General features: G+C 70.6%; 15 protein-coding genes. 4 read left to right on the top strand and 11 right to left on the bottom strand.

Features of this window, described 5'->3' with window-relative positions:
* The first annotated feature begins 38 nt into the window (after positions 1–38).
* Positions 39–2,636, top strand: a complete 2,598-nt coding sequence (lanL, locus tag AB0C30_RS07805) for a class IV lanthionine synthetase LanL (RefSeq protein WP_357940772.1) — start codon at positions 39–41, stop codon at positions 2,634–2,636.
* Between the two features lie 275 nt (positions 2,637–2,911).
* Here the strand turns inward: lanL and AB0C30_RS07800 are convergent, their stop codons facing one another.
* Together AB0C30_RS07800 and AB0C30_RS07795 are read right to left on the bottom strand one after the other, a co-directional pair.
* On the bottom strand, positions 2,912–4,210 hold the full coding sequence (locus AB0C30_RS07800; RefSeq protein ID WP_357940770.1) for a M14 family zinc carboxypeptidase: 1,299 nt from the start codon (positions 4,208–4,210) through the stop codon (positions 2,912–2,914).
* A gap of 69 nt (positions 4,211–4,279) precedes the next feature.
* Positions 4,280–5,359 (bottom strand): TOMM precursor leader peptide-binding protein, encoded by a 1,080-nt coding sequence (locus AB0C30_RS07795; protein ID WP_357940768.1) that lies wholly within the window; start codon positions 5,357–5,359, stop codon positions 4,280–4,282.
* A 369-nt stretch (positions 5,360–5,728) separates the two neighbouring features.
* Here AB0C30_RS07795 and efeB point away from each other — a divergent pair, with 369 nt between their 5' ends.
* Positions 5,729–6,934 carry an iron uptake transporter deferrochelatase/peroxidase subunit gene (gene efeB / locus AB0C30_RS07790; protein WP_357940766.1) on the top strand — a complete coding sequence of 402 codons (1,206 nt, stop codon included), beginning with the start codon at positions 5,729–5,731 and terminating at the stop codon, positions 6,932–6,934.
* A gap of 43 nt (positions 6,935–6,977) precedes the next feature.
* Here efeB and AB0C30_RS07785 read toward each other — a convergent pair whose 3' ends face one another.
* The 8 genes from AB0C30_RS07785 to AB0C30_RS07750 form a co-directional block, all read right to left on the bottom strand.
* Positions 6,978–7,622, bottom strand: a complete 645-nt coding sequence (locus AB0C30_RS07785) for a hypothetical protein (RefSeq protein WP_357940764.1) — start codon at positions 7,620–7,622, stop codon at positions 6,978–6,980.
* Positions 7,623–7,625: 3 nt separating this feature from the next.
* Positions 7,626–15,335, bottom strand: a complete 7,710-nt coding sequence (locus tag AB0C30_RS07780; protein WP_357940762.1) for an RHS repeat-associated core domain-containing protein — start codon at positions 15,333–15,335, stop codon at positions 7,626–7,628.
* A gap of 178 nt (positions 15,336–15,513) precedes the next feature.
* Positions 15,514–16,338 (bottom strand): NAD(P)H-binding protein, encoded by an 825-nt coding sequence (locus tag AB0C30_RS07775; RefSeq protein ID WP_357940760.1) that lies wholly within the window; start codon positions 16,336–16,338, stop codon positions 15,514–15,516.
* 110 nt (positions 16,339–16,448) lie between these two features.
* Complete coding sequence (locus tag AB0C30_RS07770) at positions 16,449–17,864, bottom strand: MFS transporter (RefSeq protein WP_357940758.1); 1,416 nt, start codon at positions 17,862–17,864, stop codon at positions 16,449–16,451.
* Positions 17,861–18,304 (bottom strand): MarR family transcriptional regulator, encoded by a 444-nt coding sequence (locus AB0C30_RS07765; RefSeq protein ID WP_357940756.1) that lies wholly within the window; start codon positions 18,302–18,304, stop codon positions 17,861–17,863. The genes AB0C30_RS07770 and AB0C30_RS07765 overlap by 4 nt, the downstream gene beginning before the upstream one ends.
* A gap of 83 nt (positions 18,305–18,387) precedes the next feature.
* Positions 18,388–18,723, bottom strand: coding sequence for an ATP-binding protein (locus tag AB0C30_RS07760; protein WP_357940754.1), 336 nt, complete (start codon positions 18,721–18,723; stop codon positions 18,388–18,390).
* Positions 18,724–18,727: 4 nt separating this feature from the next.
* Complete coding sequence (locus tag AB0C30_RS07755; protein WP_357940752.1) at positions 18,728–19,486, bottom strand: hypothetical protein; 759 nt, start codon at positions 19,484–19,486, stop codon at positions 18,728–18,730.
* Between the two features lie 45 nt (positions 19,487–19,531).
* A complete protein-coding gene (locus tag AB0C30_RS07750) occupies positions 19,532–20,116 on the bottom strand; it encodes a hypothetical protein (RefSeq protein ID WP_357940750.1) in 585 nt (194 codons plus the stop codon).
* Positions 20,117–20,227: 111 nt separating this feature from the next.
* On the opposite strand from AB0C30_RS07750, the gene AB0C30_RS07745 reads away from it, so the two are divergent.
* Both AB0C30_RS07745 and AB0C30_RS07740 read left to right on the top strand, forming a co-directional pair.
* Complete coding sequence (locus AB0C30_RS07745) at positions 20,228–21,298, top strand: histidine kinase (protein ID WP_357940748.1); 1,071 nt, start codon at positions 20,228–20,230, stop codon at positions 21,296–21,298.
* Positions 21,295–21,945 carry a response regulator transcription factor gene (locus AB0C30_RS07740; RefSeq protein WP_357940747.1) on the top strand — a complete coding sequence of 217 codons (651 nt, stop codon included), beginning with the start codon at positions 21,295–21,297 and terminating at the stop codon, positions 21,943–21,945. Before AB0C30_RS07745 ends, AB0C30_RS07740 begins: the two co-directional genes overlap by 4 nt.
* Here the strand turns inward: AB0C30_RS07740 and AB0C30_RS07735 are convergent.
* The gene (locus tag AB0C30_RS07735; RefSeq protein WP_357940745.1) at positions 21,938–22,531 is read right to left on the bottom strand and encodes a hypothetical protein; all 594 of its coding nucleotides are present in this window, start codon (positions 22,529–22,531) and stop codon (positions 21,938–21,940) included. The two genes, AB0C30_RS07740 and AB0C30_RS07735, sit on opposite strands and share 8 nt — an antisense overlap.
* Positions 22,532–22,664: the final 133 nt, after the last annotated feature.

Genomic DNA, 22,664 nt, shown 5'->3' with positions numbered 1-22,664 from the left:
CCGGTCGGTGCAGAAGGGCTTTCTCGTTGACGGTAAATGTGATTGTTTCTCTTACCCATTTTGCCGAGTCGAACACTAGGGAAATCTACGAGGGCGACACCTGGGTCAGCGTCCACGACCCGCGTGCCACCACCCCCAACCAGGGCTGGAAGCTGCATGTCTCCGCCCGTCCCGGCACCCTGGGCGACACGCTCGAACGGGTCCTGCCCGTCCTGGCCGACGTGTCCTGCGACTTCAAGGTCGCCTGCTCGCCCGAGAAGCTCGCGGAGCTCAACTCCGGAGACCTCGACCCGGGCGCGGTCGGCAAGGCCATCACCGTCTACCCGCGGCCGGACGAGGTCGTCCCCCTCGGTCACCGGCTGGCCGAGGCGCTGGCGGGGCTGGCCGCGCCGCGCATCGTCAGCGATCGCCAGGTGCGCCGCGACGCGCCGGTCTATTACCGGTACGCCCCCTTCGCCCCCCAGTACCGCGTGGACGAGAACGGCGACTTCGAGCTGATCATCGTCAGCCCCGACGGCGAGCACCTGCCGGGCGCGGCGGGACCCGAGTTCTCCTGCCCGCCGTGGGCGACCGACCCGTTCCGCCCGCAGAGCGGCGTCGCCGACCCGCCTCGGGCTATCGGGTTGGACGCCGTGGAGGCACCCGCCAGGCTCATCGGCAACCGGTACCGTGTCACGTCCGGCGTCGCGCGTGGCCCGCGCGGCAACGTCTACCGGGCCGAGGACGCCGACGGCCGGCCGGTCGTGGTCAAGGAGGCCCGCGCCTACGTGGGCGAGAACGCCGAGGGCTGGGACCTGCGCATGTACCTGCGCAACGACCTTCGCATCCTCAAGGCCCTGGACGGCGTCGCGGGCATCCCCACGCCGATCGACCACTTCCGGCACGGCGAGGACGAGTTCCTCGTCATGACCGACGCCGGCAGCCTGGACCTCAACCGGTTCGTCGGCGAGCGGGGCCGCTTCACCGAGAACGGCGGCGACCGGGACCTCACCGCGCTGGCGGGCCGGCTGCTGGAGGTGCTGGACGCCGTGCACGCGCGTGGCGTCGTCGTCAGGGACTTCTCCCCCAAGAACGTGGTGCTCGGCGAGGACGGCCGCTGCACGCTGATCGACTTCGGCAACAGCAGGTACGAGGGGCTGCAACTGCCCGGGTGGAGCCGTGGCTACAGCGTGCCCGGCCAGCAGGCGGACCGCCCCTCCGAGCCCGCCGACGACTACTTCTCGCTCGGGGCGACGCTGTTCTTCTCGGCGACCGGGATGAACCCCATCATGATCGACCCCGACCCGGCCAGGAACGTCGAACGGACGCTGATGTGCCTGGCCCGGATGTTCCCCGGCGTCACGACGGGCGTCGTCGGGCTGCTGCCGCGCCTGCTCAGCCTCGACGCCGAGGAGCGGGTGGCGGCCGCGGCCGACCTGAGGGCTTGTGTCAGCGCCGACGTCGGCGCCGCCGCCGGGTCCGACGTCAGGGCCGGGCGGGCGGGTCGTACGGTGTCGCGGTCTGACGGGGTGCGGTTCAGCGGTGCGCTGCTGTCGCAGGTCCTGGATCACACCACCCGCGTGTGCGTACGGTTCGCGGAGGGCCTGATGGACGGCCCGGCGGACGCCCGGACGTCGAGCCCGCCGGTGACGAACGTCTACGGCGGGTCGGCCGGGGTCGGCATGGAGCTGCTGCACCACCCCGAGGCCAAGACCGTCGCCGCCGACCTGGCCCGCTGGACGGCGCGCGTCATGCCGCCGACCGCGCTCCCCCCGGCGCTGTACTTCGGCCGCACGGGAACGGCGCTGTTCCTGGCCGCCGCGCGACTGACCGCCGTCCCCGAGCTGCCGGACCCCGGCCCGATCGTTCTGGAGGGCGAGCAACGCGCAGACCAGGCCCACGGCGTCGCCGGTATCGGCGCGGGTCACCTCTCACTGGCCGCGCTGGAACAGGATCCGCGCCATCTGGAAGCGGCCGCCAAGTGCGCCAGACTGCTCGTCTCCGGCGAGGTGACGGACTCCAAGGACGCGGTCGCACCGGCACAGGCCGGTTCGGGCGTCAACGTGGAGATGGCCTTCGCCCACGGCGCCGCCGGGTGCGCGGAGTTCCTGCTCTCCTACCACGAGGCCACCGGCGACCACGACGCCGGGCAGGCGGCCCGGGAACGCTTCGAGTCGCTGGCCACCGCCACCGAGGCCATGCTCGGCGAGCTCACCGGACCGGACGCCAAGGCCATGGGCGCGTCCTGGTGCCAGGGCATTTCCGGCATCCTCGGCCCGCTGGCGCACGCGGCCACCGCCTACGGCGAGGACCGCTACCTCGATCTGGCGGAGCGGGGCGCCCGCGCGAGCCTGGCCATCGCGCCGCAGGCATGGGTCGTGTCCCAGTGCTGCGGCCTGGCGGGCATCGGCGAGGCGCTGATCGACCTGGCGATGGCCACCGGCGACGACTCCTACTGGCGCGGAGCCGAAGAGGTCGTCGAGCTGATGCTGATGCGCGCCGGCGGCGAGCTCTCGGCACCGGTCTTCACCGGCAACGACCTCGACAAGCCCGGCTACACCTGGGCGACCGGCGCGTCCGGCGTCCTGTCGTTCCTCCGCCGCCTCGACCGCCGCACCGGCTCCCGCCTGTGGACGGCGAACTGGCGGCTGCCCTAGCGGGGTGGTTCGGCACGCGACCGTCTTGGTCCGTGTGCGGGTCCGTGGTGGCTGGGGTCCTTGGGGAGTAATACCCCCTTCGGGGGAGACGAAGAAGACGGTCCGACGTGGGCGAGGTCCCCATGGAGGGACACCCCCTCGGCGGGCGAGGAAGAAGACAGTCCGTTGTGGCGGAGGCCCCCCGTCGAGGGACACCCCTAAGGGGGAGACGGTCCGTCATGGCGGAGGTCCCCATCGAGGGAGACCCGGTGGACGGGTGTGGTCACCGCGCCGGCTCAGCGCAGGCGGCGGGCGGCGGCCAGGGCGGCCTCCGTCTGGATCGTGACGATCCGGCCGAGCGGATCGTCCAGCTGGACCAGCTGGCCCTCGGCCTCCGCGCAGAGGCGCCCCATGCGTTCCTCCAGCGCGGCGCGGACGGCCGTCAGGTCGGCCGGGCGGTTGCCCGCCGCCGCCTCGGCCGCCAGCAGCCGCAGGAACATGGCGCAGGCCCGCAGCGGCAGGCGGCGCACCGTGTCGTGGATGCCGCTCGCCTCGGCCCGCGTGACGGTCCTGGCGGCGTCCTCCCCGTCCACCGCGCCTTCGAGCGAGGAGACCAGCAGGTCGGAGACGGCGAGCGTGTCGTCCACCGCCGCGTGGAACGGGGTGTGCGCGACGCACTGCGGCCGGACGTCCGTACGCGCGCGGGCCAGCGGCTCGATCTCCTCACGCAGCCGTACCGCGGCCGCCTTGACCAGGTGGCCGAAGGAGAGCCCGGCGTCCGAGGGGTCGTCGCACCCCGGAGTGGTCCACAGGGGCACCTCGGCGATCAGCGTGAACGTGCCGTAGCGGTCGGCGTAGTGCCAGCTAGACGCCCCGTACGTACGAGGCGTGCGCGCGTCGCCGCCCGTCTCCACGAAGTCGATGTGCTCGGCCGGCGGCAGCAGCGTGACGCCGGGCCCCGCCACCTGGTAGCCGACGGTGTCGATGGGCCCCAGATCCAGCGGTACGCCCTGACCCGCGGCGATCGAGGCCAGCTCGGCGGCCAGGCCGGGCACGTCGCGGGTGATCTGGAAGTAGGCGCCGCCGAAGTCGGCGTTGTGCAGCGACAGCATGAACGCGGGCCGCAGCTCGTCGATGACCCGCATCATGGCCAGGGTCTCCGGCAGCGGCCGGTCGAACTGCTTGCGCCCGGAATGGATGGGGAAGGTCCATTCGGGCTGGTCGCTCATGGACGGCCGGTAGAAGTGGCGGTGGTAGTGGCTGATCGTGTACGGGCCGGCGTACCAGCCCTCGTTCAGCCGGGCGCCGTCGGGATCCACGCACGCGATGAAGTGCCAGGTGAACCCCCGCCGCTCGGCCGCGTTCTCGCACAGCACGGAGGCCAGGCGGAGCACGGTCAGGAAGCCGGCCGGCTCGTTGGCGTGGGGGCCGCCGAACACCAGGGCGTTCTGGGGCCCGTCCCCGATCGAGACCAGTTCCAGCGGTTCGCCCCGCCGGGAGGCGCCGACGAGGCGTCTGCGGCAGGTCGCGGGGAACCGGTCGCACAGCTCCCGCAGTAACGCGGCCATGTCGTCGATGGTCGGGATCACGCGCATGGGGGAAGCCTCTCAAGCGCGCGCCGCCACGTCACGTGGCCGATACAGGACGTTTCGCAACCTCGCCCATCAGGGGCGGGGATCCCCGCAGACCTGGCAGGTGTCGAGCCGGGTGACGGGCTGCTCCGTCGTCGCCATCGTCAGGAGGTCGAAGTGGATCACCCGGCCGACCAGGGCCGGCGGCACCACGCCGGTGAGGTAGCGGACCGCCTCGGCGGCGACGAACCCGGCCACGATCGCGCAGAGCGGGCCGAACGCCGGAATGCTCCGCCCCTGGTTCAGAATGGCGGGCAGCTCCCACCCGCCGTTACGGACCCACAACTCCTCCTCCAGGCAGGCCAGGCAGGCCGAGCTCCCCGGCACGACCAGCGGCCCCGCGATGCCCAGATGCTGGCTGAACCCGCCCGGCAGGAGCGGCACCCCGGCGGCCACGCAGCCGGCGTTCATCCATTGGCGGATCTGCGGCTGCGGGCTGTCGGCCGTGGCGATGACCAGGTCCGCGCCCGCGACCAGGTCCGCCACGTCCCCGGCGCCGGTCATGGTGCGGTGGTGCGTCTCCACCTTGACCTCCGGGCTGTGCTCGGCGAGCCTGCGGGCGGCCGTGTACACCTTCGGGCTCCCGACGTCCTCCGCCGAATAGAGGTATTGGCGGTGGAGGTTGGACTCGTCGACGTCGTCCTGGTCGACGAGCCGCAGCCGCCCCACCCCGGCGGTCGCCAGTTGCAGGGCGACGAAGCCGCCGATCCCGCCGACGCCGAGGACGGCCACCGTACGCCCGGCGAGGTCCGCGACCATCTCGGCGGCCCGTGACGCGGGCTGGAACATGGAGAAGAACAGGGCCTGCCGCGACGTGGGACCGTGGCGCGTCAGCAGCTCGACGTCCTGCTCCTCGACCAGGATCCGGGCCGCCAGCAGAGCGGTGATGGCCTGGTCCACCTCGGCCGCCGTGACGCCGCCGATCCCCGCCGTGAGGCTGACCAGTTCCTCGCGGGGCAGGGCGGTGGAGGCGCACCGCCGTACCAGCTCGCGTAGGGCCGGAGAGGCGGACTTGAGCGCCTTTCCGGTGCCCGGCAGGTCCCCCAGCCGGACTAGTTCGCGGCGATCCTCAATGAACAGGGGAAACGCCGGGTTGACCAGAACGCGCGACAATTATCCGCTCCACGTCAGAAAAAGGCGCGGGATCGGCGACCCGGGTGGCCACCAATCCCGCGATGAGTATCAGCTGTTGCTGTTTCCGCACGTGAGCTCCACTGCCTCTATCTCGGCAATCGTGATCTCCATGCAGTCCCCCCTCCTGATGATGCTGGGACATTTGGGGCTATAGCGAAGAAATGTCCTCGAGCGAGGAAGGTAGTTTCCCCAACCGCCAGTGTCCACCGCTTTGGTGATAAATGACCCACTTGAGCCAGTTTGTTCAGTAGCCCGTCTCCGAAACGGGCTTTACGGGGAAGCCCTATCAGGCCGGTCGAGAGGCCGCCGGGAGGCAGGATAAGGTCAAGATCTTCGACGGGAGGTGCGGTGGGGAGACTGAGCAGGCGCGGGCTGCTGACCGCCTCCGGTGCGGGCGTGGTGGCCGGCGCGGCGGCGACGGCGGGCGCCTTCCTGCTGGGCGAGCCGGAGCCGCCGGCGAGCAGCGCGGCCCCGGCGCAGGTGGTGGGCTTCCATGGTCCGCACCAGGCGGGCATCGCCACACCCGTCCAGGACCGCCTTCACTTCGCGGCCTTCGACGTGGCCGTGAGCACGCGCGAGGAGCTGGTCGCGCTCCTGGTCTCCTGGACCAGGGCCGCCGAGGCGATGACCGCGGGTCGGCTCACCGCCGACGACGACTCCGGTGAAGCCCTCGACCTGCCCGCCTCCCGCCTGACGCTGACGGTCGGGTTCGGTCCCACGCTGTTCGAGCGGGCCGGGGAGGATCGCTTCGGCCTGGCCGCCTCGCGGCCGCCCGCGCTGGCCGACTTACCTCCCTTCCCCGGTGAGAAGCTCGACCCGGCGCGCGGCGGCGGTGACATCGCCGTCCAGGCGTGCGCCGACGACCCGCAGGTCGCGGTGCACGCCATCCGTACGCTGGCCCGCATCGGGCTGGGCCGGGTGAGCGTACGGTGGTCGCAGCTCGGCTACGGCAAGACCTCCTCGACCACGCCCAGCCAGCTCACCCCGCGCAACCTCATGGGCTTCAAGGACGGCACCGACAACATCCCGCACGACGACCACGCCGCGCTCGACCAGCACGTCTGGGCGGGCGCCGCCGACGGGCCCGCGTGGATGACGGGCGGCAGCTACCTGGTCGCGCGGCGGATCCGCATGCATCTGGAGTCGTGGGACCAGGCCTCCCGGCAGGACCAGGAGGCCACGATCGGCCGTACGAAGACCGAGGGCGCCCCGCTCGGCGGCAAGGGCGAGCGGGACAAGTTCGACCCGGCCAGGCTGCCCGCCGACTCCCATGTGCGGCTGGCCCATCCGTTGTCCAACGGCGGCGTACGGCTGCTGCGGCGCGGCTACTCCTTCGTGGACGGCAGCGACACTCAGGGCCGCATCGACGCGGGCCTGTTCTTCCTCGCCTACCAGCGCGACCCGCGCCGCCAGTACGTGCCCGTGCAGCGCAGGCTGGCCACCGACGACCGGCTCTCGACCTACATCCGGCACGTGGGGTCGGGCCTGTGGGCGTGCCCGCCCGGCGTGTCCCCCGGCGGGCACTGGGGCGACACGCTCCTCGGACAAAGCTAGGGCTCGCCTCGGACAAAGCTAGAGCCCGCCTGACGCAGAGCGGCTAGAGCTCGTCTGGGCGGATCCAGCCGCCCGAAACCAGCAGGGCGAGCTGTTCGCGCAGCAGGTCGCGCAGCGGCCCGTCGGGCTGCTCGCCGTAGACCTGGAGCAGCCTGCCCGGCCGTTCCAGGATCTCCTCGGGGTCGTCCTGGCGGCCGGTGTACTCGGCGATCAGCTCCGGCAGGCGGGCGGCGACGTGCTCGTCCAGGCCGAGCCGGACCGCCGAGCACAGCGCGTACTCCCAGGCCACCAGGTAGCGCCAGAGCTTGTCCTCGCCCTCGAAATAGGCGCGCTCCAGCCGGGAGAAGGCGCCGAGCACCGCGCCGTGGTCACCGTCGCGGTAGGCGAGCACGATGAGGTGGAACAGCGCCCACTGGTGCCCGCGCCGCAGCAGCTCCGCCCGCTCGAAGGCGGCCCGCGCCTCGGCGTGGGCGCCCAGCAGGTACAGGGTGTAGCCCCGCACGTAGTGGGCGTCGGCCGAGCCGGGGGTCTCCTTCAGCAGCCGCTCGCTCGCCCGCAGCAGCCGCCCGAACGTCTCGGGGACCTCCGGCCCGTCCTCCGCCGCCTCGATCAGCTCGGCCATCGAGGTCGGCTCGGGAGACGGGGTCGGGGTCGAGATCGGCCCGGCGGGCGGGGTGTCAGCGGGCACCGCTCACCATCCTCCGGAGTGGCCGGTGGATCTGCCGTTGGCCATCCAGCGCTTGGCGGTGGCGCGCAGCTCCCTCTCGATCTCCGGCAGCATACCCGGGTGCTCCCTGATGAAGCGTTCGAGATCCCTGGCGGCGGCCTTGAAGCCCTCGCCGTGCCGCCCGCTCTCGAAGCTGGTGTCGCCCCGGTACCGGTCGCGGATCTCGCGCTTGACGGAGTTGGCCCACTCCGTCGGTGACAGCCAGCCACAGGGGTACTTGGGCCGCGGGCTGTTGTGGACGAGGACGTCGGTGCCGCCCTGGACCACGTGATAGGTGTGCGGACCGTCCACGCTGAGGTTGTGGACGCGCTGGCTGTCGCGGTGCTCGGTCTCCACCGCCGACACCTGGACGAGGGTGCCCGCCGAGGTACGCAGCCACATGCCCGGCCGCAGGTCGGCGGCGGGCAGCCAGGTCTTCAGCGCGGGCACCCAGAACGGGTGGTTGTCGGTGGCGACCAGCACTCCGCCCGCGATGCCCACCTTGACCAGGTCCTTCGCGCCCTGGCTGGTCATAGTGGCGACGACCGGCTGTGCGGACGTCTTGCCGGTGGCGGGGTCGGTCGCCAGGACCTTGTCACCGACCGCGACGTCCTCGATGGGCTTGGCGCTGCCGTCGGCCATCCGTACCTTGGTGCCCGGCACGAAGCTGCTGGTCAGTCGGCAGGTCTTGCCGACGCTCTCCACCACTTCGTCGCCGTACTTGCCGAAGCGGGCGAACTTGGTGCCGCCGAAGGTGATCGAGCCGAGCGCGCCCTCCAGGCAGCCCTTGCCGAAGCCCCGGGCGTAGTCGCCGAAGGAGTGCTTGCGGCCGAGCAGTGCCCCGGCGACGGTGTTGATCACGCCGTTGCCGAGGCACGCGCCCACGGCCGCGGCCACCTGCGGCGGAATGGTGCCGTCGGGGTCGGTGTAGTCGGCCGGGTCGCCGAGCGCGTACTCGTAGAGGTTGTAGCCGCCGCCGAAGCCGATGGTGTCCTCGGAGATGAAGCGCCGCAGCGACGGGGAGTACAGCCGGGACCTGTTGTCCTGCAGCCCGCCGGGGATCGGCGCGCCGGAGACGCGGCCGGTCCAGCGCACGGTGTTGGGGTCGTCGGCCGCGGAGGAGGTGGTGGCGCCGAACAGGTCGTAGCCGTAGGTGGTGGTGATCTGGCCCGAGCCGTCGGTCAGGGCCAGTGTGGAGCCGAGCGCGTCGGGCAGCAGCCCCTGCACCTGGCCGTCGCCGCTGATCCTGGCCAGGGCCTCGTCCTGGCCGAAGCCGTTGAGGAAGGAGACGTCCGCCCCGCCGGGCCCGCTCTGGCCGATGAGGGCGTCGCCGTCGAAGCGGAAGCGGGTGGTGTCGGTGCCCGTGGTGCTGCCGACCCTGCGTCCGGCCGGGTCGTAGCCGAGGGTCGTGGTGACGCTGCCGTCCGACACCGTCACGAGCTCACCGCGGGCGTTCCAGGTGTAGGTGAAGACGCCGTCGGAGGTCAGGTTGCCGGCCGGGTCGTAGCCCAGGGTCCGGCCGCCGTTGCCGGTCAGCCGGTTGGCGTCGTCGTAGGTGAGGCCGGTCGCGGGGGTGGGGAGCTGGGCGCGTACGAGCGTGCCGCGCATCCGGGTCCGGCGCCCGAGCTGGTCGTAGCTGTAGGCCACGTCGCCGACGCCGGTGGTGCCGCGCTTGTAGCCGATCGAGGTCAGCAGGCCCGAGTCGTCGTAACCGTAGGCGGCCGTGATGCCGCCGGGCAGGGACTTGGAGGTCATCCGCGCGTCGTCGTCGTAGCCGTACACGGTGCTGACGGCGCCCCGGGTGACCGACTTGAGCAGGCCGTTGGGGAAGTAGTCGTAGCCGACCGCCGGCTGGCCGGAGGCGGTCATGGTCTTCAACCGCCCGGCCGCGTCGTAGGTGTAGCCGACGGTCCCCGCCGAGCTGGTCTCGGAGGTCAGGTGGTCGAGGTCGTCGTAGCCGTAGGTGATCTTCCCGGCGCCGGTGGTGGAGTCGCTCAGCTCGCGGATGCGGCCTCTGTCGTCGTACAGGGCGCTCTGGGTCGACTCGTAGTTCTGGCCGTTCTTGCCGAAGCCGGTGAAGGTGGCGCGGCCGAGCTCGTCGTAGCGGTACTCGGTGACCTTGCCGCGCCGGTCGGTGACCGTGGACAGGCGGTTCATGCCGTCGTAGGTGAAGGTGTCCTTCGCGCCGAGCGGGTCGGTGCGTTCGAGCAGCCGGTCGGCGTCGTCGTAGCGGTAAGAGGTGATCTTGCCGCGGGCGTCCTTGACCGAGGTGATGTTGCCGTTCTCGTCGTAGCCGAAGATCGTCTCGTCGCCGCCCGCGTCGGTGACGGACCTGAGCACGTCGGCCGCGTCGTAGACCCGCCCGGTGGAGGTCCCGTCGGGGGCGATCGTCTCGATCACCCGGTTGGCGGCGTCCCGCACGAAGCGCGTCTTGCGTCCCTCGGGGTCGGTCACCGTGCTCAGGGCGCCGTCGACGTAGTCGTAGGTGGTGACGCGTCCCTGCGGGGTGGTCTGGGTGCGCGGGTGGCCCTGGGCGTCGTAGCTGGTCTTCCAGGTACGGCCCATGGCGTCGGTGATCTGCTCGGGGTTGCCGCGCGTGTCGTACTTGAAGCGGGTGACGGCTCCCGTGGGGTCGGTCAGCGTGTCCGGCCTGCCGTACGGCGTGCCCTGGTAGGTGGCGTGGCCGGTCACGGTGGCCGAGCCCGCCGCGCCCTTGAGCTCCAGGGGGTTGCCCGCGGCGTCGTAGGTGATCGTGGTGGTGCGGCCGAGGCCGTCGTCGATCGTCCTGGGCAGGTCGCTGTCCGGGTCGCGGGTGATCCGGATGGTGTGCTCGCGGTCGGTGCCCGCCGCCTGGGTGTCGGTGGCCAGGTAACCGAGGTCGTCGTAGGTGGTCTTGCGTACGGCGCCGTCGGGCTCGGTGACCTGGGCGGCGACGACGCGTGTGCCGTTGAGGGTGTAGGTGAAGGCGTAGGTGCCCTGGCCGAGGATCGTCTGGGTGGCGACCCTGCCGTTGGCGTCGTAGACGTTGGTCAGGTACGTGTGGTCACGGGCGTCGGTGATGGCGTTCATCCGGCCCGCGGTGTCGTAGCCGTAGGTGGTGGTCTGGCCGGTGGGGCCGGTCACGGTCTTGAGCCGATCGCCCTCGTAGCCGTACGTCACCGAGCGGCCCGCATTATCTTCTACCTTGGTGACCTTGTCGGCGGCGTCGTGCGTGTAGCTGAGCCAGAACCCGTTCGGCGAGCGGACTTCGGTGATCGGCCCGAGGTAGCTGCCGAAGCTGTTCTTGTACTTGCGCAGAATCTTGACGGTGTTGCCCTGCGCGTCCCGGATCTCCTGCAGCGGCGCCTCGTCGCCGAAGACGTAGGTCATGCCGTTGCGCAGCTTGAGGTGCCAGCCGCCCGCGTTGCACCCGCCCACATAGCGGAACCCGGACCCGGTGAACTCCGGCGAGGTGTCGCGCGCCTCGAAGACCGCGTCGCAGAAACCGGTGCCCGGCGAGGTCCGCACGTAGTGCACCTGGGACCCGTCGGGGAAGTTGAGGTCGGCTTCCTGGTACTGCTTACGCGACGACAGGTACATGTTGTACAGGTCGTTGCCGCCGATGCCCATCGCGCGCTTGCGGGTGTCGCCCGGGTTGTAGCCGCGGTTGACGGCCAGCGGCAGGACGTCGTCCACCATGAGGTCGGTCTGGCTCAGGGTGAACAGTCCGCTGCCGAGGTCGACCGGGTCACCCGACGAGTTCAGGAACTTCAGCAGCCACTTCCACGCCGGCTCCTCGTTGCCCGGCACGTTGATCATGGCGCCGTCGAAGTCGGAGATCGCCGTGCCCGCGTCGGGGACGACCTGCCGGGCGGCCGGATCGACCTTGCCCGCGCCGAAGATCTCCCAGCCCTCGCCGCTCTTGTCGTAGTGCCAGAAGTTGACCCGCTGCCCCGCCTGCAGTTTCAGGTAGTTCGGGTAGGTGATCTGGGCGGTCCCGCCCACGAGACGGCCGCCGGCGGGCTGGACCGTGTAGTAGACGGGCACGCGCACGCCGTCCGGCATGGGGATCGGCGTACGGTCCACCGGGATCGGCGTGATGCCGACGCGCCGTACGGGCTTGCCGTCGGCGTCCTCGATCGTCACGCCCGCCGGGATGCGCACCTCCAGGCCGGGCACGCCCGGGTTGGACAGCACGACCTCCTTGGTGGTCGGCGAGGGGATGTCGATCTCGTAGTCGGTATCCAGGGCGGGCAGGTACGGCGTGTAGAACAACTCGTTGCCGCCCGCCTTGAGCGGCACCTGCACGTCGAACACGCCGTACTTGAGCTTGCTCGTCGAGGCGCTGCGGCCGTCGATGCGCAGGCGGCGCATGCCCTGGCGCAGGTCGGTGAGCTGGAAGGCGCCCTTGGCGTCCGTGCGGGCCTCGCGGCCGTCGGCGCGCAGGGTGACGCCGGCCAGCGGCAGCCCCGCGGTGGTCTTCACGACACCGGTGAGGCTCGCGTCCTTGTGCTTCTTCGCGGTGTACGACGCCACGGGCTCGCCGCGCTTCACCCCGTCGGGCAGCGCCTCCTTCTTCTGGGATTCCGTGGCCTGCTTGGCAGCGGCGGCGGCGGTCGCGACCCGGACGGTGGCCGCGCCCGTCTCGGCGTCCCAGGGGTTGATCTTGAAGGTGTAGGTGCCGGCGGCGGTCAGGGTGGTGGTGTGGCTGCCGTTCTTGGACAGGCACGTGGTCCACAAGCGCGCGCCGGTGGGCGGCCACAACTCCGTGGTGGTGCAGGTCGCGTACGTCTCGTCGATCATGGTGATCTTGACGGTCTGCCCGGCGGTGGCGGTGAAGGTGACCGCCGAGTTCTGTCCGGCCTTGGTCGTGGTGACCACGACGTCCGCGCCGCCGACCGTCGCCGCCTTCGTCACGTCGGCGGGCACGTCGACCAGGGTGACGGTGATCGTGCCGGTCCAGGCGTCCTTCGGGTCGAAGGTCAGCTTGTACGCCCCGGCGACGGGCAACTCCAGCGTGTCGATGTACTCGGCCGCCTGGTAGATGCAGGTGTCCTTCGCCAGCTCGGTGCCGTCGGGCTTGAGCAGCCGCACGTCCAGGGCGCAGGCGGGCGCCCCGGCCGGAACGGCGAGCTTGACGAAGAGACGGTGGGCGGCCGTACCGGTGAACGTCACCGCTCCGCCCTGGCCCGGCTTGGTGATCGCCACCGCGGCCGGAGCGGCGTCCGGCGCGCTCGCCACGACCGCGTCGGCCGGGACGCCCGTCAAGGCGAACGTCACCGTGCCCGTCCAGGCGTCCTTCGGGTTGATCGTGAACCGGTAGGCGCCGTCGGCGGGCAGGATGATCGTGTCGATGTACTCCGCCGCCTGGTAGATACAGGTGTCCTTGGCCAGCTCGGTGCCGTCCGGCTTGACCAGCCGCACCTCCAGCCCGCAGGCGGGAGTGCCCGCCGGAATGGTGAGCTTGGCGAAGATCCGCTGCCCTGTCGTGCCGGTGAACGTCACCGCGGCGTCCTGGCCGGGCTTGGTGATCGCCACCGAAGCCGGGGCCGCGTCGGGCGAGGTAGCCACGACCGCGTCGGCGGGCACGTTCAGCACCTGCAGCGTCGGGGTGCCCGTCCAGGCGTCCTTCGGGTTGATCGTGAACCGGTAGGCGCCGTCGGCGGGCAGGGTGACCGTGTCGATGTACTCGGCCGCCTGGTAGATGCACGTGTCCTTGAACAGCTCGGTGCCGTCCGGCTTGAGCAGCCGCACGTCCAGGCCGCACGTGGGCGTGCCCGCCGGGACGGCCATCTTGGCGAAGATCCGCTGCCCCGCCGTGCCGGTGAACGTCACCGCGCCACCCTGACCGGGCTTGGTGATCGCCACCGAAGCCGCCGCCGCGTCCGGCGAGGTCGCCACCACCACGTCGGCGGGCACGTTCAGCACCTGCAACGTCGGGGTGCCCGTCCAGGCGTCCTTCGGGTTGATCGTGAACCTGTACACCCCATCGGCGGGCAGGGTGACCGTGTCCAAGTACTCGGCCGCCTGGTAGAGGCAGGTGCTCCTGAACATCTCGGTGCCGTCCGGCTTGAGCAGCCGCACATCGAGGGCGCATGAGGGCGCGCCCGCCGGAATGGCGAGCTTGGCGAAGATCCGCTGCCCCGTCGTACCGGTGAACGTGACCGACCCGTTCTGGCCCGGCTTGACGATCGCCACATCGGAGGGTGCCGCGTCCGGCGAGGTCTGCACGGCCACGTCGGCGGGCACGTTGATCACTGCCGCCTTGTACGGACCACCGGTGACCAGGCCCTTGGGATCGACGGCCACCCGGTAGGTACCGGCCACCGGCAGCGTGACCGTGTCGAGGAAGGAGTCGACCTGGTACACACAGTTGTCCTTCACCAACTCGGTGCCGTCGGGGGCCCGCACGCTGGCGGCCACGTCGCAGGCCTTCGTGCCGGTCGGCATGCCGAGCTTGGTGAAGACCCGCTGGCCGGCCGTTCCGGTGAAGGTGAAGGCGGCCTGCTGGCCGGGGACGGTCGTGGTGAGGGTCCCCTGCGCCCCGTCCAGGGTGAGCTCGGTCGTGGCGTCGGCGACGGCGGAGGCCAGGACGTCCACCTTGCCGGTCTGGTCGTCCTGCGGGTCGAGCAGGACGGCGTAGGTCCCGGCCTTCGAACCTTCCGGCAGCTCCCATTCCCACGTGCTCGAGCACATGCTCTGGCTGAACAGCGTGGTCCCGTCGGGGCCGAACACGGTGATGGGCAGGCAGCCGGAGAAGGTCTCGCCGGACATGTAGATCGTCGCGCGCTGACCGGCCGCCACGTCGAACAGCGCCAGCGCGATCTGCTGCGCCGCGCCCACCGGGATCGAGGTGAGGGTGCTCTGCGCCAGCCGCACCGCGCCGCCCGTGCTGATGTTGGCGGCCAGGTAGGGGGCGGGCGGGACGATCACGTCACCGGTGGAGACCGCGCTGCCGCCGGGGTTGACAACCTTCACGTGCCCGAACGCGGGACCCGGCGGCAGCTTGACCTTCAGATCGCCCGTGGTGGCCTGCGTCACCTGGATCTTCGGACCGTTGAGCGAGGCGATGTTGCGGATCTTGTCGGTGTCGAAGCCGCTGCCGGGAACGGTGACCTCGGCTCCCGCGTCGCCGACGGTGATGCCCGTCAGGGAGACCGCGGGCTTGGGCCGCGTTCCGGGGACCTTGAAGCCCTTCCAGACGGCGGACTTGCCGCCGACGGTCACGGTGACGTCGCCCGAGGCGGCGCCGCCGGGGACCGTCACGGTGATGGTGTGGTCAGTGACGGCGCTGGGGGTCGCGGTGGTGCCACCGAAGGAGACCGTCACCGCCGACTTGTCCGTGCCGAACGCGGTGCCGTAGATCGTCACGCCGGTGCCCGAGCCGGCGCTGGGCGGGGAGACCTGGGCGACGGCCAGCGTACCGGCGGGCAGGTCGCTGACCTCGGTGATGTTGCCCGCGGGGTCATGGCTGATCTTCGAACCGTCGCCCGGCTGGGCGAACACACCGGTGACGCGGCCGTTGGCGTCGTGGGCGTACGAGACGTCGGCGGCCTGCGCGGGCGCCTGCTGCTGCTTGACGGCCGGTTCACCGGCGGGCTGCACCCGTGTCGTGGCGGCGACCGGGACGGTGGAGATGCGAGGTGGTGCGGCGGGTGGCGGGGGTGCCAGACCGGCGATTAAGGCAGCAACGACTAAACCCGCGATCACCCGCATGCGTACACCCCGGCTCAAATAATGATCAACCCGGGCAAACCATAAGGATCATTACAAACCCCCGTCAATGATCTCGGCCCAAGTTGTACGAAGCCCCAGCCCAGCAGGCTGATCCGGCGCTCAGGCCCCCGGCCGTGCCAGAGCCCGGACGTTCCAGCGGCGGTCGTCGGTTCGGCGCCTACTCGTCACGGACGAGCGGCTCGAAGGCGTGCGCGTGTTCGGCCGCCCACGAGCGGAACGTGCGTGCCGCGGTCGCGGTCACCTCCTCCACAGTGGCGGTGACCGGCGCCGGGCCGCGCGTCATCTCGGCCTGGGCGCTCAGGATGCCGTCCACGGCCTCGGCCGGCCAGCCGCGGGCCAGCATCTGCCGCCGGGCGTCCTCCGGCGAGGTCTCCTCCCAGCGCACCGGATGGCCGATCACCTCGCCGATGACGCGTACCTGCTCGGCCTGGGTCAGGGAGTGCGGCCCGGTCAGCTCGTACACGGAGCCGGCATGCCGATCCTGGGTCAGTGCCCGCACCGCGACCGCGGCGATGTCCCGCTCGTGCACGAGGGACATCGCGGCCTGGCCGTACGGCTCACGCACCACTCCCCCGCCGCGGATCTGCTCGGCCCAGCGCAGGGCGTTGGCCGCGAAGGCATGCGGGCGCAGGATCGTCCATTGCGGCACAGACTGTCCGATCAGCTGCTCGGCCTGCCGCTCATGGTCACGCACAGCCGCCGACGACAGGTACACCACCCTCTCCGGTATCACCTTGAGCACCATCTCCAGCCCCTCGGCCGACGCGAACGGCCAGACCAGGAACACCGCCTCAACCCCGTCGAAAGCGGCATGCAGAGAATCAGGGACCGAGAGGTCCCCGCGCACGCCCTCGACAGTCGGTGGCAGATCGACCGGTTCCCGGGTCAGCGCGCGCACCTCAACCCCGGTTTCCAGCAGTTGCGCCATCACCTGACGACCGACCGTGCCGGTCGCCCCGGTGACCAAAATCCGTTGCGGCATCCTGCGCCTCCATCAATGGTTCTACTGAGGTCAACCGTAGGAGGCGCAGATGAGATGACCAATGCTTAAAAGTCTGGCATTCATACGCGATCGTCTTCAGGTTTAAGGACTCAGACGGCGAGTCGACCCAGGCTGCGGTCGACGACCGTGATCAGCAGGAACAGCGTCGCGGCGCCGATCATCACCCAGGCCAGCACGTGCATGCCGCCGGTGTCGGCGTGCCGGCCGAAGGCGAACGCGGACGCGGCGGACGCGACCATCGAGCCCATGTACGAGAAGGTGCGGAGCAGCCCGGACGAGGCGCCCATGCGCTCCGGATCGGCCTGCCGGTACACCGAGTTCTGCAGCCCGAGGTTGTTGAGCCCCTGCGGCACGCCGAACACCAAGGCGACGACGAGCAGCATCCAGACCGGGCTGTTCGCGTACAGGAACAGCATCAGCACGCACGCGACGATCTGTCCGACCGCGCCGACGACGAGCTTGCCCCACACCCCCTTACGGCGGCCGGTGAGCGTGGAGACGACGATGGCCAGCAGGAACATCGGCAGCTGTACGAGCCCGGCCTGGGAGGCTGACAGGCCGCGGCCCTCCTCCACCCACTGGGTGAAGCCGAAGAGGAAGGCGTAGGCGACGACGTACGCGACCAGGGCGCGCGCGTAGGTGGCGAGCAGAGGGCGGTTGCCGCCGAGCACCCGCAGGTCGATGAACGGCTCGGGGGCGCGCAACTCACGCCACACGAACGCGGCGGCCGCCGCGGCGGCGATGGCGAGCAGGTACAGCGACCTGACGCTCAGGTTCATCAGGAAGAGCAGCAACGCCATGAGCATGACCGTGAACAGCCCGGCGCCGGGCAGATCCAGGCGCGCGGCGATGCCGCCACGACTGGTGGGCGGCGTTTTCGGCAGCCGCAGCGCCCCGAGGATCAGCGCGCCCGCGGCGAGCGGGATGTTCAGGGCGAAGGTGGCTCGCCAGCCGCCAACGCCGATCAGCAGACCACCGAGCGCGGGGCCGATGACGGCAACGGTCTGGGTGGCGACGGCGAGCGTGGTGAGCACCCCACGGGGGTTGTCGTTCCCGGTACGGTCCGCCTCGCGACGCAGTAGCGACATCGCGGCCGGGTATCCAGCGCACGTGCCAAAACCGAGCACCACCCGGGCCGCGATGAGAACGCCCAGGTTGGGGGCATACATCCCGACGACGCCCGCGACGCCGACCAGGGCGGCGCCGATCAGGAAGAGCCGGCGCGACCCGAAGAGGTCGATGAGGCGCCCGACGACCGGCTGCCCGAGCGCGGTGGCGAAATAGAGCGCCGAGACGAGCCAGGCGGTCTCCGAGGGCGGGGCCCCGAAGGCGACACCGATGGGGACGAGCGCGACGGCGATGATCGTCGAGTTGATCGGATTGAGAACCGACCCGAGGATCATCGGCGGTATCAGCCGGCGATCGAACCGCCCCTGGTCGCCTCTTGCGCTGCCGCCTGTGCGCGGCGTCGCGTCGGCGGCTGCGTGGGGCTTGTCATCACTCATGGCTCGATCAGCTTCTCCAGGACGGCCATCGCGTTCACCACCGTCCGCCGCTCGCTCTCGGTGCAGCGCTCCTCCAGGGCGCGAGCCAGCCAGGCCTGGCGGGCGGCGCGGTCGCCCTCGGCGCGTTCGCGGCCGGGGCCGGTGAGAGTGACGAGCCGCTTGCGGCCGTCCTCGGGATGGGGGTTGCGCTCCACGAGCCCGAGGCGGGAGAGCGCCGCGACCGTGGTGGCCATGGACTGCGGGCGTACGCCTTCCACGGCCGCGAGATCACTCGCCGAGGCGGGCCCGTTCTTGGAGAGCCGGGCGAGGACGGACGCCTGGGAGAGGGTGATGTCCGCGGCGTCGTTCACACTCAGGATGCGGCGGCGCAGGCGGCCGATGGTCACCTGGATGACCCGCGCGGTGCGGACGGCGGAGGCGTTCTCGGTCTTGTCGCCCATGCCTCCACCCTAAATCGTTCAGCCAAAACTGTACAGTTTGGACTGTCTTTCGCATCACGAGGTGAGTGTCCGTCCGGACATGGTCAATCACGCTCGGCCAGCCGGAACCAGACCGATCCGCCGGTCTCGTCGCGGTGGAATCCCCACTCCTCGGCCAGCAGATCCACCAGCCACAGGCCCCGGCCTCCGTCGTCGTCGAGGGTCGGGGCGCGTACGGCGGGCGCGGTGATGGTGGAGCCGGCGTCGATCACCTCCACCCGCACGGTCGCGCCGGTGCGGGTGATCCGGACAGCCACCTGGCCACCGACTGTGTGGGCGGCGTTGGAGTGCGTGATGGCGTTGGTGACGACCTCGCTCAGCAACAGGAGCACGTCGTCGAGGAACGGGGACGGGACACCGACGGATAGCAGGGAACCCACCCATTCACGGGCCTCGGGAACGGATATCGCCGTCGCCGGGAATTCCCTGCGCCAGGTGGCGTGCGTGAATGGCGTCTGTCCCCCTGACCGGCCAGCCGGTCAGGGGCTCGGACATCCCGAAGCTCACGAGGTGCCAGTGCGGTCGCGGCTCGTCTCGAGCGTAGATCCGGATCGCGTCCAACGGATCGGGACCGCCGGCCGAGTACGGCACGTCGGGTGCGAAGGTGCCCACCGGTTCGGTGTCGCCGTAGAGATCGTGCAACGCCGTCTCGATCGCCGCCCAGCCGACCGCCTCCAGGTCCGTGGAGATGGAGATCTCGGTCCCTTCCGGTAGGTCCTTGACCTGCCCGTGGATCTGGCCGGCGACGTTGACGCTGACCACGAAGTCGATGGCGTCAATGTTGTCGACCGCGACCCGACCACCGGCGACCGGCGGATGCTTGAAGTCGTAGACCTGTTTGGCATCGGGGACGATCCCGGCACGTTCGGCTTCCTGGGCCAGCCCGGCCATCAGATACCGTTCCTGACCGTCCGGCGTGTCCAGCTCCGCTCGCAGCGCCTCGACGCCGTCCCAGCACCGGGTCAGCGTGCCGTGCACAATGCTGAGGAACCAGCAGCCGTCGTCGGAGCGGAGGAAGACGTCCCCGAACGGGGACGCGAAGAGCGGGACCTTGTCTCCGATATCGGCCCACTGCCATGCTTCCAGGGCGCGCTCGTACTGCTCCGGCGAAAACGCTCGAATCATATTCACGCGCGGATCCAACCACAGTCTTGTCCGGCGAACACATCGGCGCATCCAAGGGCAGGTTTATTGGGAGGGCACCAGGGCGCGGCCGCGGGGTGCGACAGTGCTGCGGCGGCGATAGTAGTGCACCGTCAGCAGGGCGAGCAGCGGACTCCAGACGGCCAGCGGCCAGTACATGACATGGAAGACCACTGTCTGCCAGCCGTGGGTGACCAATCCGGTCGGGTCACCGTTGAACTTCACCCCGAGACTGATGCTGATCATCGCAGAGGGGAAGACCAGCAGCGCGAGCGCGCCAAGACCAGCGGGGATGACCGCGGCCATGACCGGCACCCGGCGGCCACGCAGGACCGGCACCCAACGCGGCCACACCTCACCCCACTCGCTGACCAGCCCGACGGCGAGAAGGGCCGCCCCTTCACTCACCACGCTGAGCAGAAGGATGTACCACCACCCGTTCAGCTGTTCCTGCCCAGCAGGCGTGGGGCCGGGCTCCAGCAGCGGCACATTCACGATGAAGGCGGCGATGCGCCACAGGCTGGAGGGCAGCACGGCCAGCGGGATGGCGTAGGCGGCCAGCACGGCCCAGCGGGGGACGCCCGCCGCGATCCGGCCATGCAGTCTGCTCCCCAGGGTGTCAGCGGTCATGAAGATTCTCCTCAAAGAGTGGTGCCTTCGAGGATCACAGCTGTCCTGAGCCAGGCTCATCCCCCACACGAGGGAGGCCGGGCGGCGGGCCGTCGGCTAACGTCGGTCCCCGTGAAAGGTCGCTTCGCCCGAGCTGTGCGGGCCGGGATTTACCAGCTGCTGGGGGCCGCGCTGCTGACCCCGGTGGCGGTGGCGCTCGGCCTGGTCATCCTGGCGGAGCAGACTCCGGTGCGGGTGTTCGCGTTGTGGGCCGCGTGCCTGCCTGCCGCGATGCTGCTGGCCGCGGTGCCGTTGATGCGGCGCCTTGAGAGGGCCGCGCTGTCGGAACTGCTCGGCGTCGATGTGCCCCAGGGGACCGATCGGCTCTATCTGGCAGCCCTGACCAGCCTGCACCTGTACGGCGGCGCCACCCTTGGTGCGGGGGTGTTGCTGCTGTCTCCTGGGTTGGTCCGGCTGGGTGACGTATCGCGGTGGCGCGCGGCTCCAGGTGAGCTGGCCGGGGTGTGCGTCCTCGCGGCGGGCACACTGGCCGCGATGGTCGCGGCCGGCCTCGGCCAGCGGTGGGCGGCGCGCCGGCTGCTGGGCGCCGAGCCGTCCCGCGTCATCGAGGAACTCGGCCGCCGCCAGAGCCTGGCCATGGAACTGCACGACTCGGTCGGTCATGCCCTCAGCGTCGTCCTCGTACAGGCGATGGCCGCTCAAGCGGCGCTGCGGAAGGCGCGCGTGCCGGAGGTCGGCGACTCGCTCAGCCATCTGACGAACACCGCCCGAAACGCCCAGCAGGACCTCGACGTGCTGCTCCGCGTACTCGACGACGGCGACCCGGCCGAGACACCCACACTCGACTCACTCCGCGAGCTGATCCGCGGCCTCGACGTGCGCGCGAACGTCGGCCGCCTCGACCGGGTTCCGGCCGCCACCTCGCGCGTGGCCTTCGCCATCGCCAGGGAGGCGCTCACCAACGCCCTGCGTCACGGGCGGGGCCCGATCGTGATCGACGTCGCCACCGGCGACGATCTGATCCTCACCGTGGACAACAGAACGGCCGACACCTCCCCGCGGCCCGGCCGGGAAGGGCGCGGCCTCACCGGCATGCGCATGCGGGCCCGGTTGGCCGGCGGCACGTTCGTACACAAGAAGATGGAGGGCACGTGGCGCATCCAGGCGACGCTGCCGCTGTGATCCGCGTCGTCCTGGCCGACGACGAGACGCTGATCCGTTCGGGTTGGTCGACGATGCTCTCCTTCCACAACGACATCGAGGTCGTCGGCGAGGCAGCCGACGGTCGTGCGGCCGTCGAGGCCGGCAGTGGCGCGGACGTCGTGCTGATGGACATCCGCATGCCCCGCCTCGACGGCCTGGCCGCCACCCAGGAGCTCGCCCGCCAATCCCCGGCGACGCGGGTCATCGTGGTCACGACGTTCGAGAACGACCAGCTGGTCTGGGGTGCGCTGCGCGCCGGCGCGGCCGGTTACGTTCTCAAGCGCGCGCCCGCGGAGGAGCTGGTGGATGCCATCCGGCTCGTGCATTCCCGCGACGCGGTGCTCTTCCCCGACGCGCTGCGCCGCATCGCCTCACCACATGCCGGTAGGTCGAAGCCGCGCGTGCCGGTCGAGTTGACCCCGCGCGAGCTGGACGTACTGCGGCACATCGCGTACGGGCAGAACAACGCGGAGATCGCGGCGACCCTGTACGTGTCCGTAGAGACGGTCAAGACGCACGTCCGCCACGTCCTGGAGAAGCTCGGGGCTCGCGACCGCACCCAGGCGGCGGTTCTGGCCTACGAATTCGGCCTCATCTTCGCCGGCGCCGAGGGGCGCCTCATGTGAGCGGGCCCTTGTCCTTGAGGACGTAGCCGCCCCGTATCACCGGCGCGTTAGGGGCAGGGGCCATGCATTTGGTCAACGGCGGTTGTTCCGGCAATGTCGCCCCGCTCAGACCGATGCGGCTGGGGCCCGCACCCTTGCCGGCGACGTAGAAGCTCACGCCCATGCGGACCTTCCGTTTCACCAGCTCTTCCCATGGGCCGCCTGGGGTGGCTCGGACGAGTATGCCTGTGACGGTCGCGGTAGGGCCGCCGCTCGTCAGGCAGTCGACCTCGACCTCTCCCCAGTTCTCCTGGCGTGGCTTACCCGGCTCTTTGACGGCGTGATAGATGCGAAACGTACCCCACGCACGGGTGGGGAAGACGGGGCTCTCCGCGGTGAATTCACCATGGGCATCGACCGTGACCTGGACGTCGTTGCCTGGGGCCGGGAAGTACATCCGCGCCCATCCCTTGATGGACGCGGTGGTCGCACTGGCGGTCGGCGCGACTTCGCCCGACGTGATGGCCGCGGCCGCGACGCCGGCCTGCGGCGTGGCGGCGGCGGCCAGAAAGAGGACCCCAACAGTGCGGCACAGAACTTTGATCACGACGTTTCTCCAACGCTCGCAACGTGAACTGACTCCACGACTGTCGTGGATGACCGTAGCTTCACACCTCCCTCCGCCGAGGGAGTTCCGAAGGCGGGATAACACCGAGGAAACACGCTCTGCCCTGGAGCTG

Source organism: Nonomuraea sp. NPDC048901 (assembly GCF_040649695.1).
GTDB lineage: Bacteria > Actinomycetota > Actinomycetes > Streptosporangiales > Streptosporangiaceae > Nonomuraea.
This window is presented reverse-complemented; position numbering and strand designations above follow the sequence as displayed.

Excerpts from the sequence above, each read along its gene's own strand:
- AB0C30_RS07800 (WP_357940770.1), bottom strand. The coding sequence starts at position 4,210 with ATGCGCGTGATCCCGACCATCGACGACATGGCCGCGTTACTGCGGGAG.
- AB0C30_RS07780 (WP_357940762.1), bottom strand. The coding sequence starts at position 15,335 with ATGCGGGTGATCGCGGGTTTAGTCGTTGCTGCCTTAATCGCCGGTCTG.
- AB0C30_RS07775 (WP_357940760.1), bottom strand. The coding sequence starts at position 16,338 with ATGCCGCAACGGATTTTGGTCACCGGGGCGACCGGCACGGTCGGTCGT.
- AB0C30_RS07770 (WP_357940758.1), bottom strand. The coding sequence starts at position 17,864 with ATGAGTGATGACAAGCCCCACGCAGCCGCCGACGCGACGCCGCGCACA.
- AB0C30_RS07765 (WP_357940756.1), bottom strand. The coding sequence starts at position 18,304 with ATGGGCGACAAGACCGAGAACGCCTCCGCCGTCCGCACCGCGCGGGTC.
- AB0C30_RS07750 (WP_357940750.1), bottom strand. The coding sequence starts at position 20,116 with ATGACCGCTGACACCCTGGGGAGCAGACTGCATGGCCGGATCGCGGCG.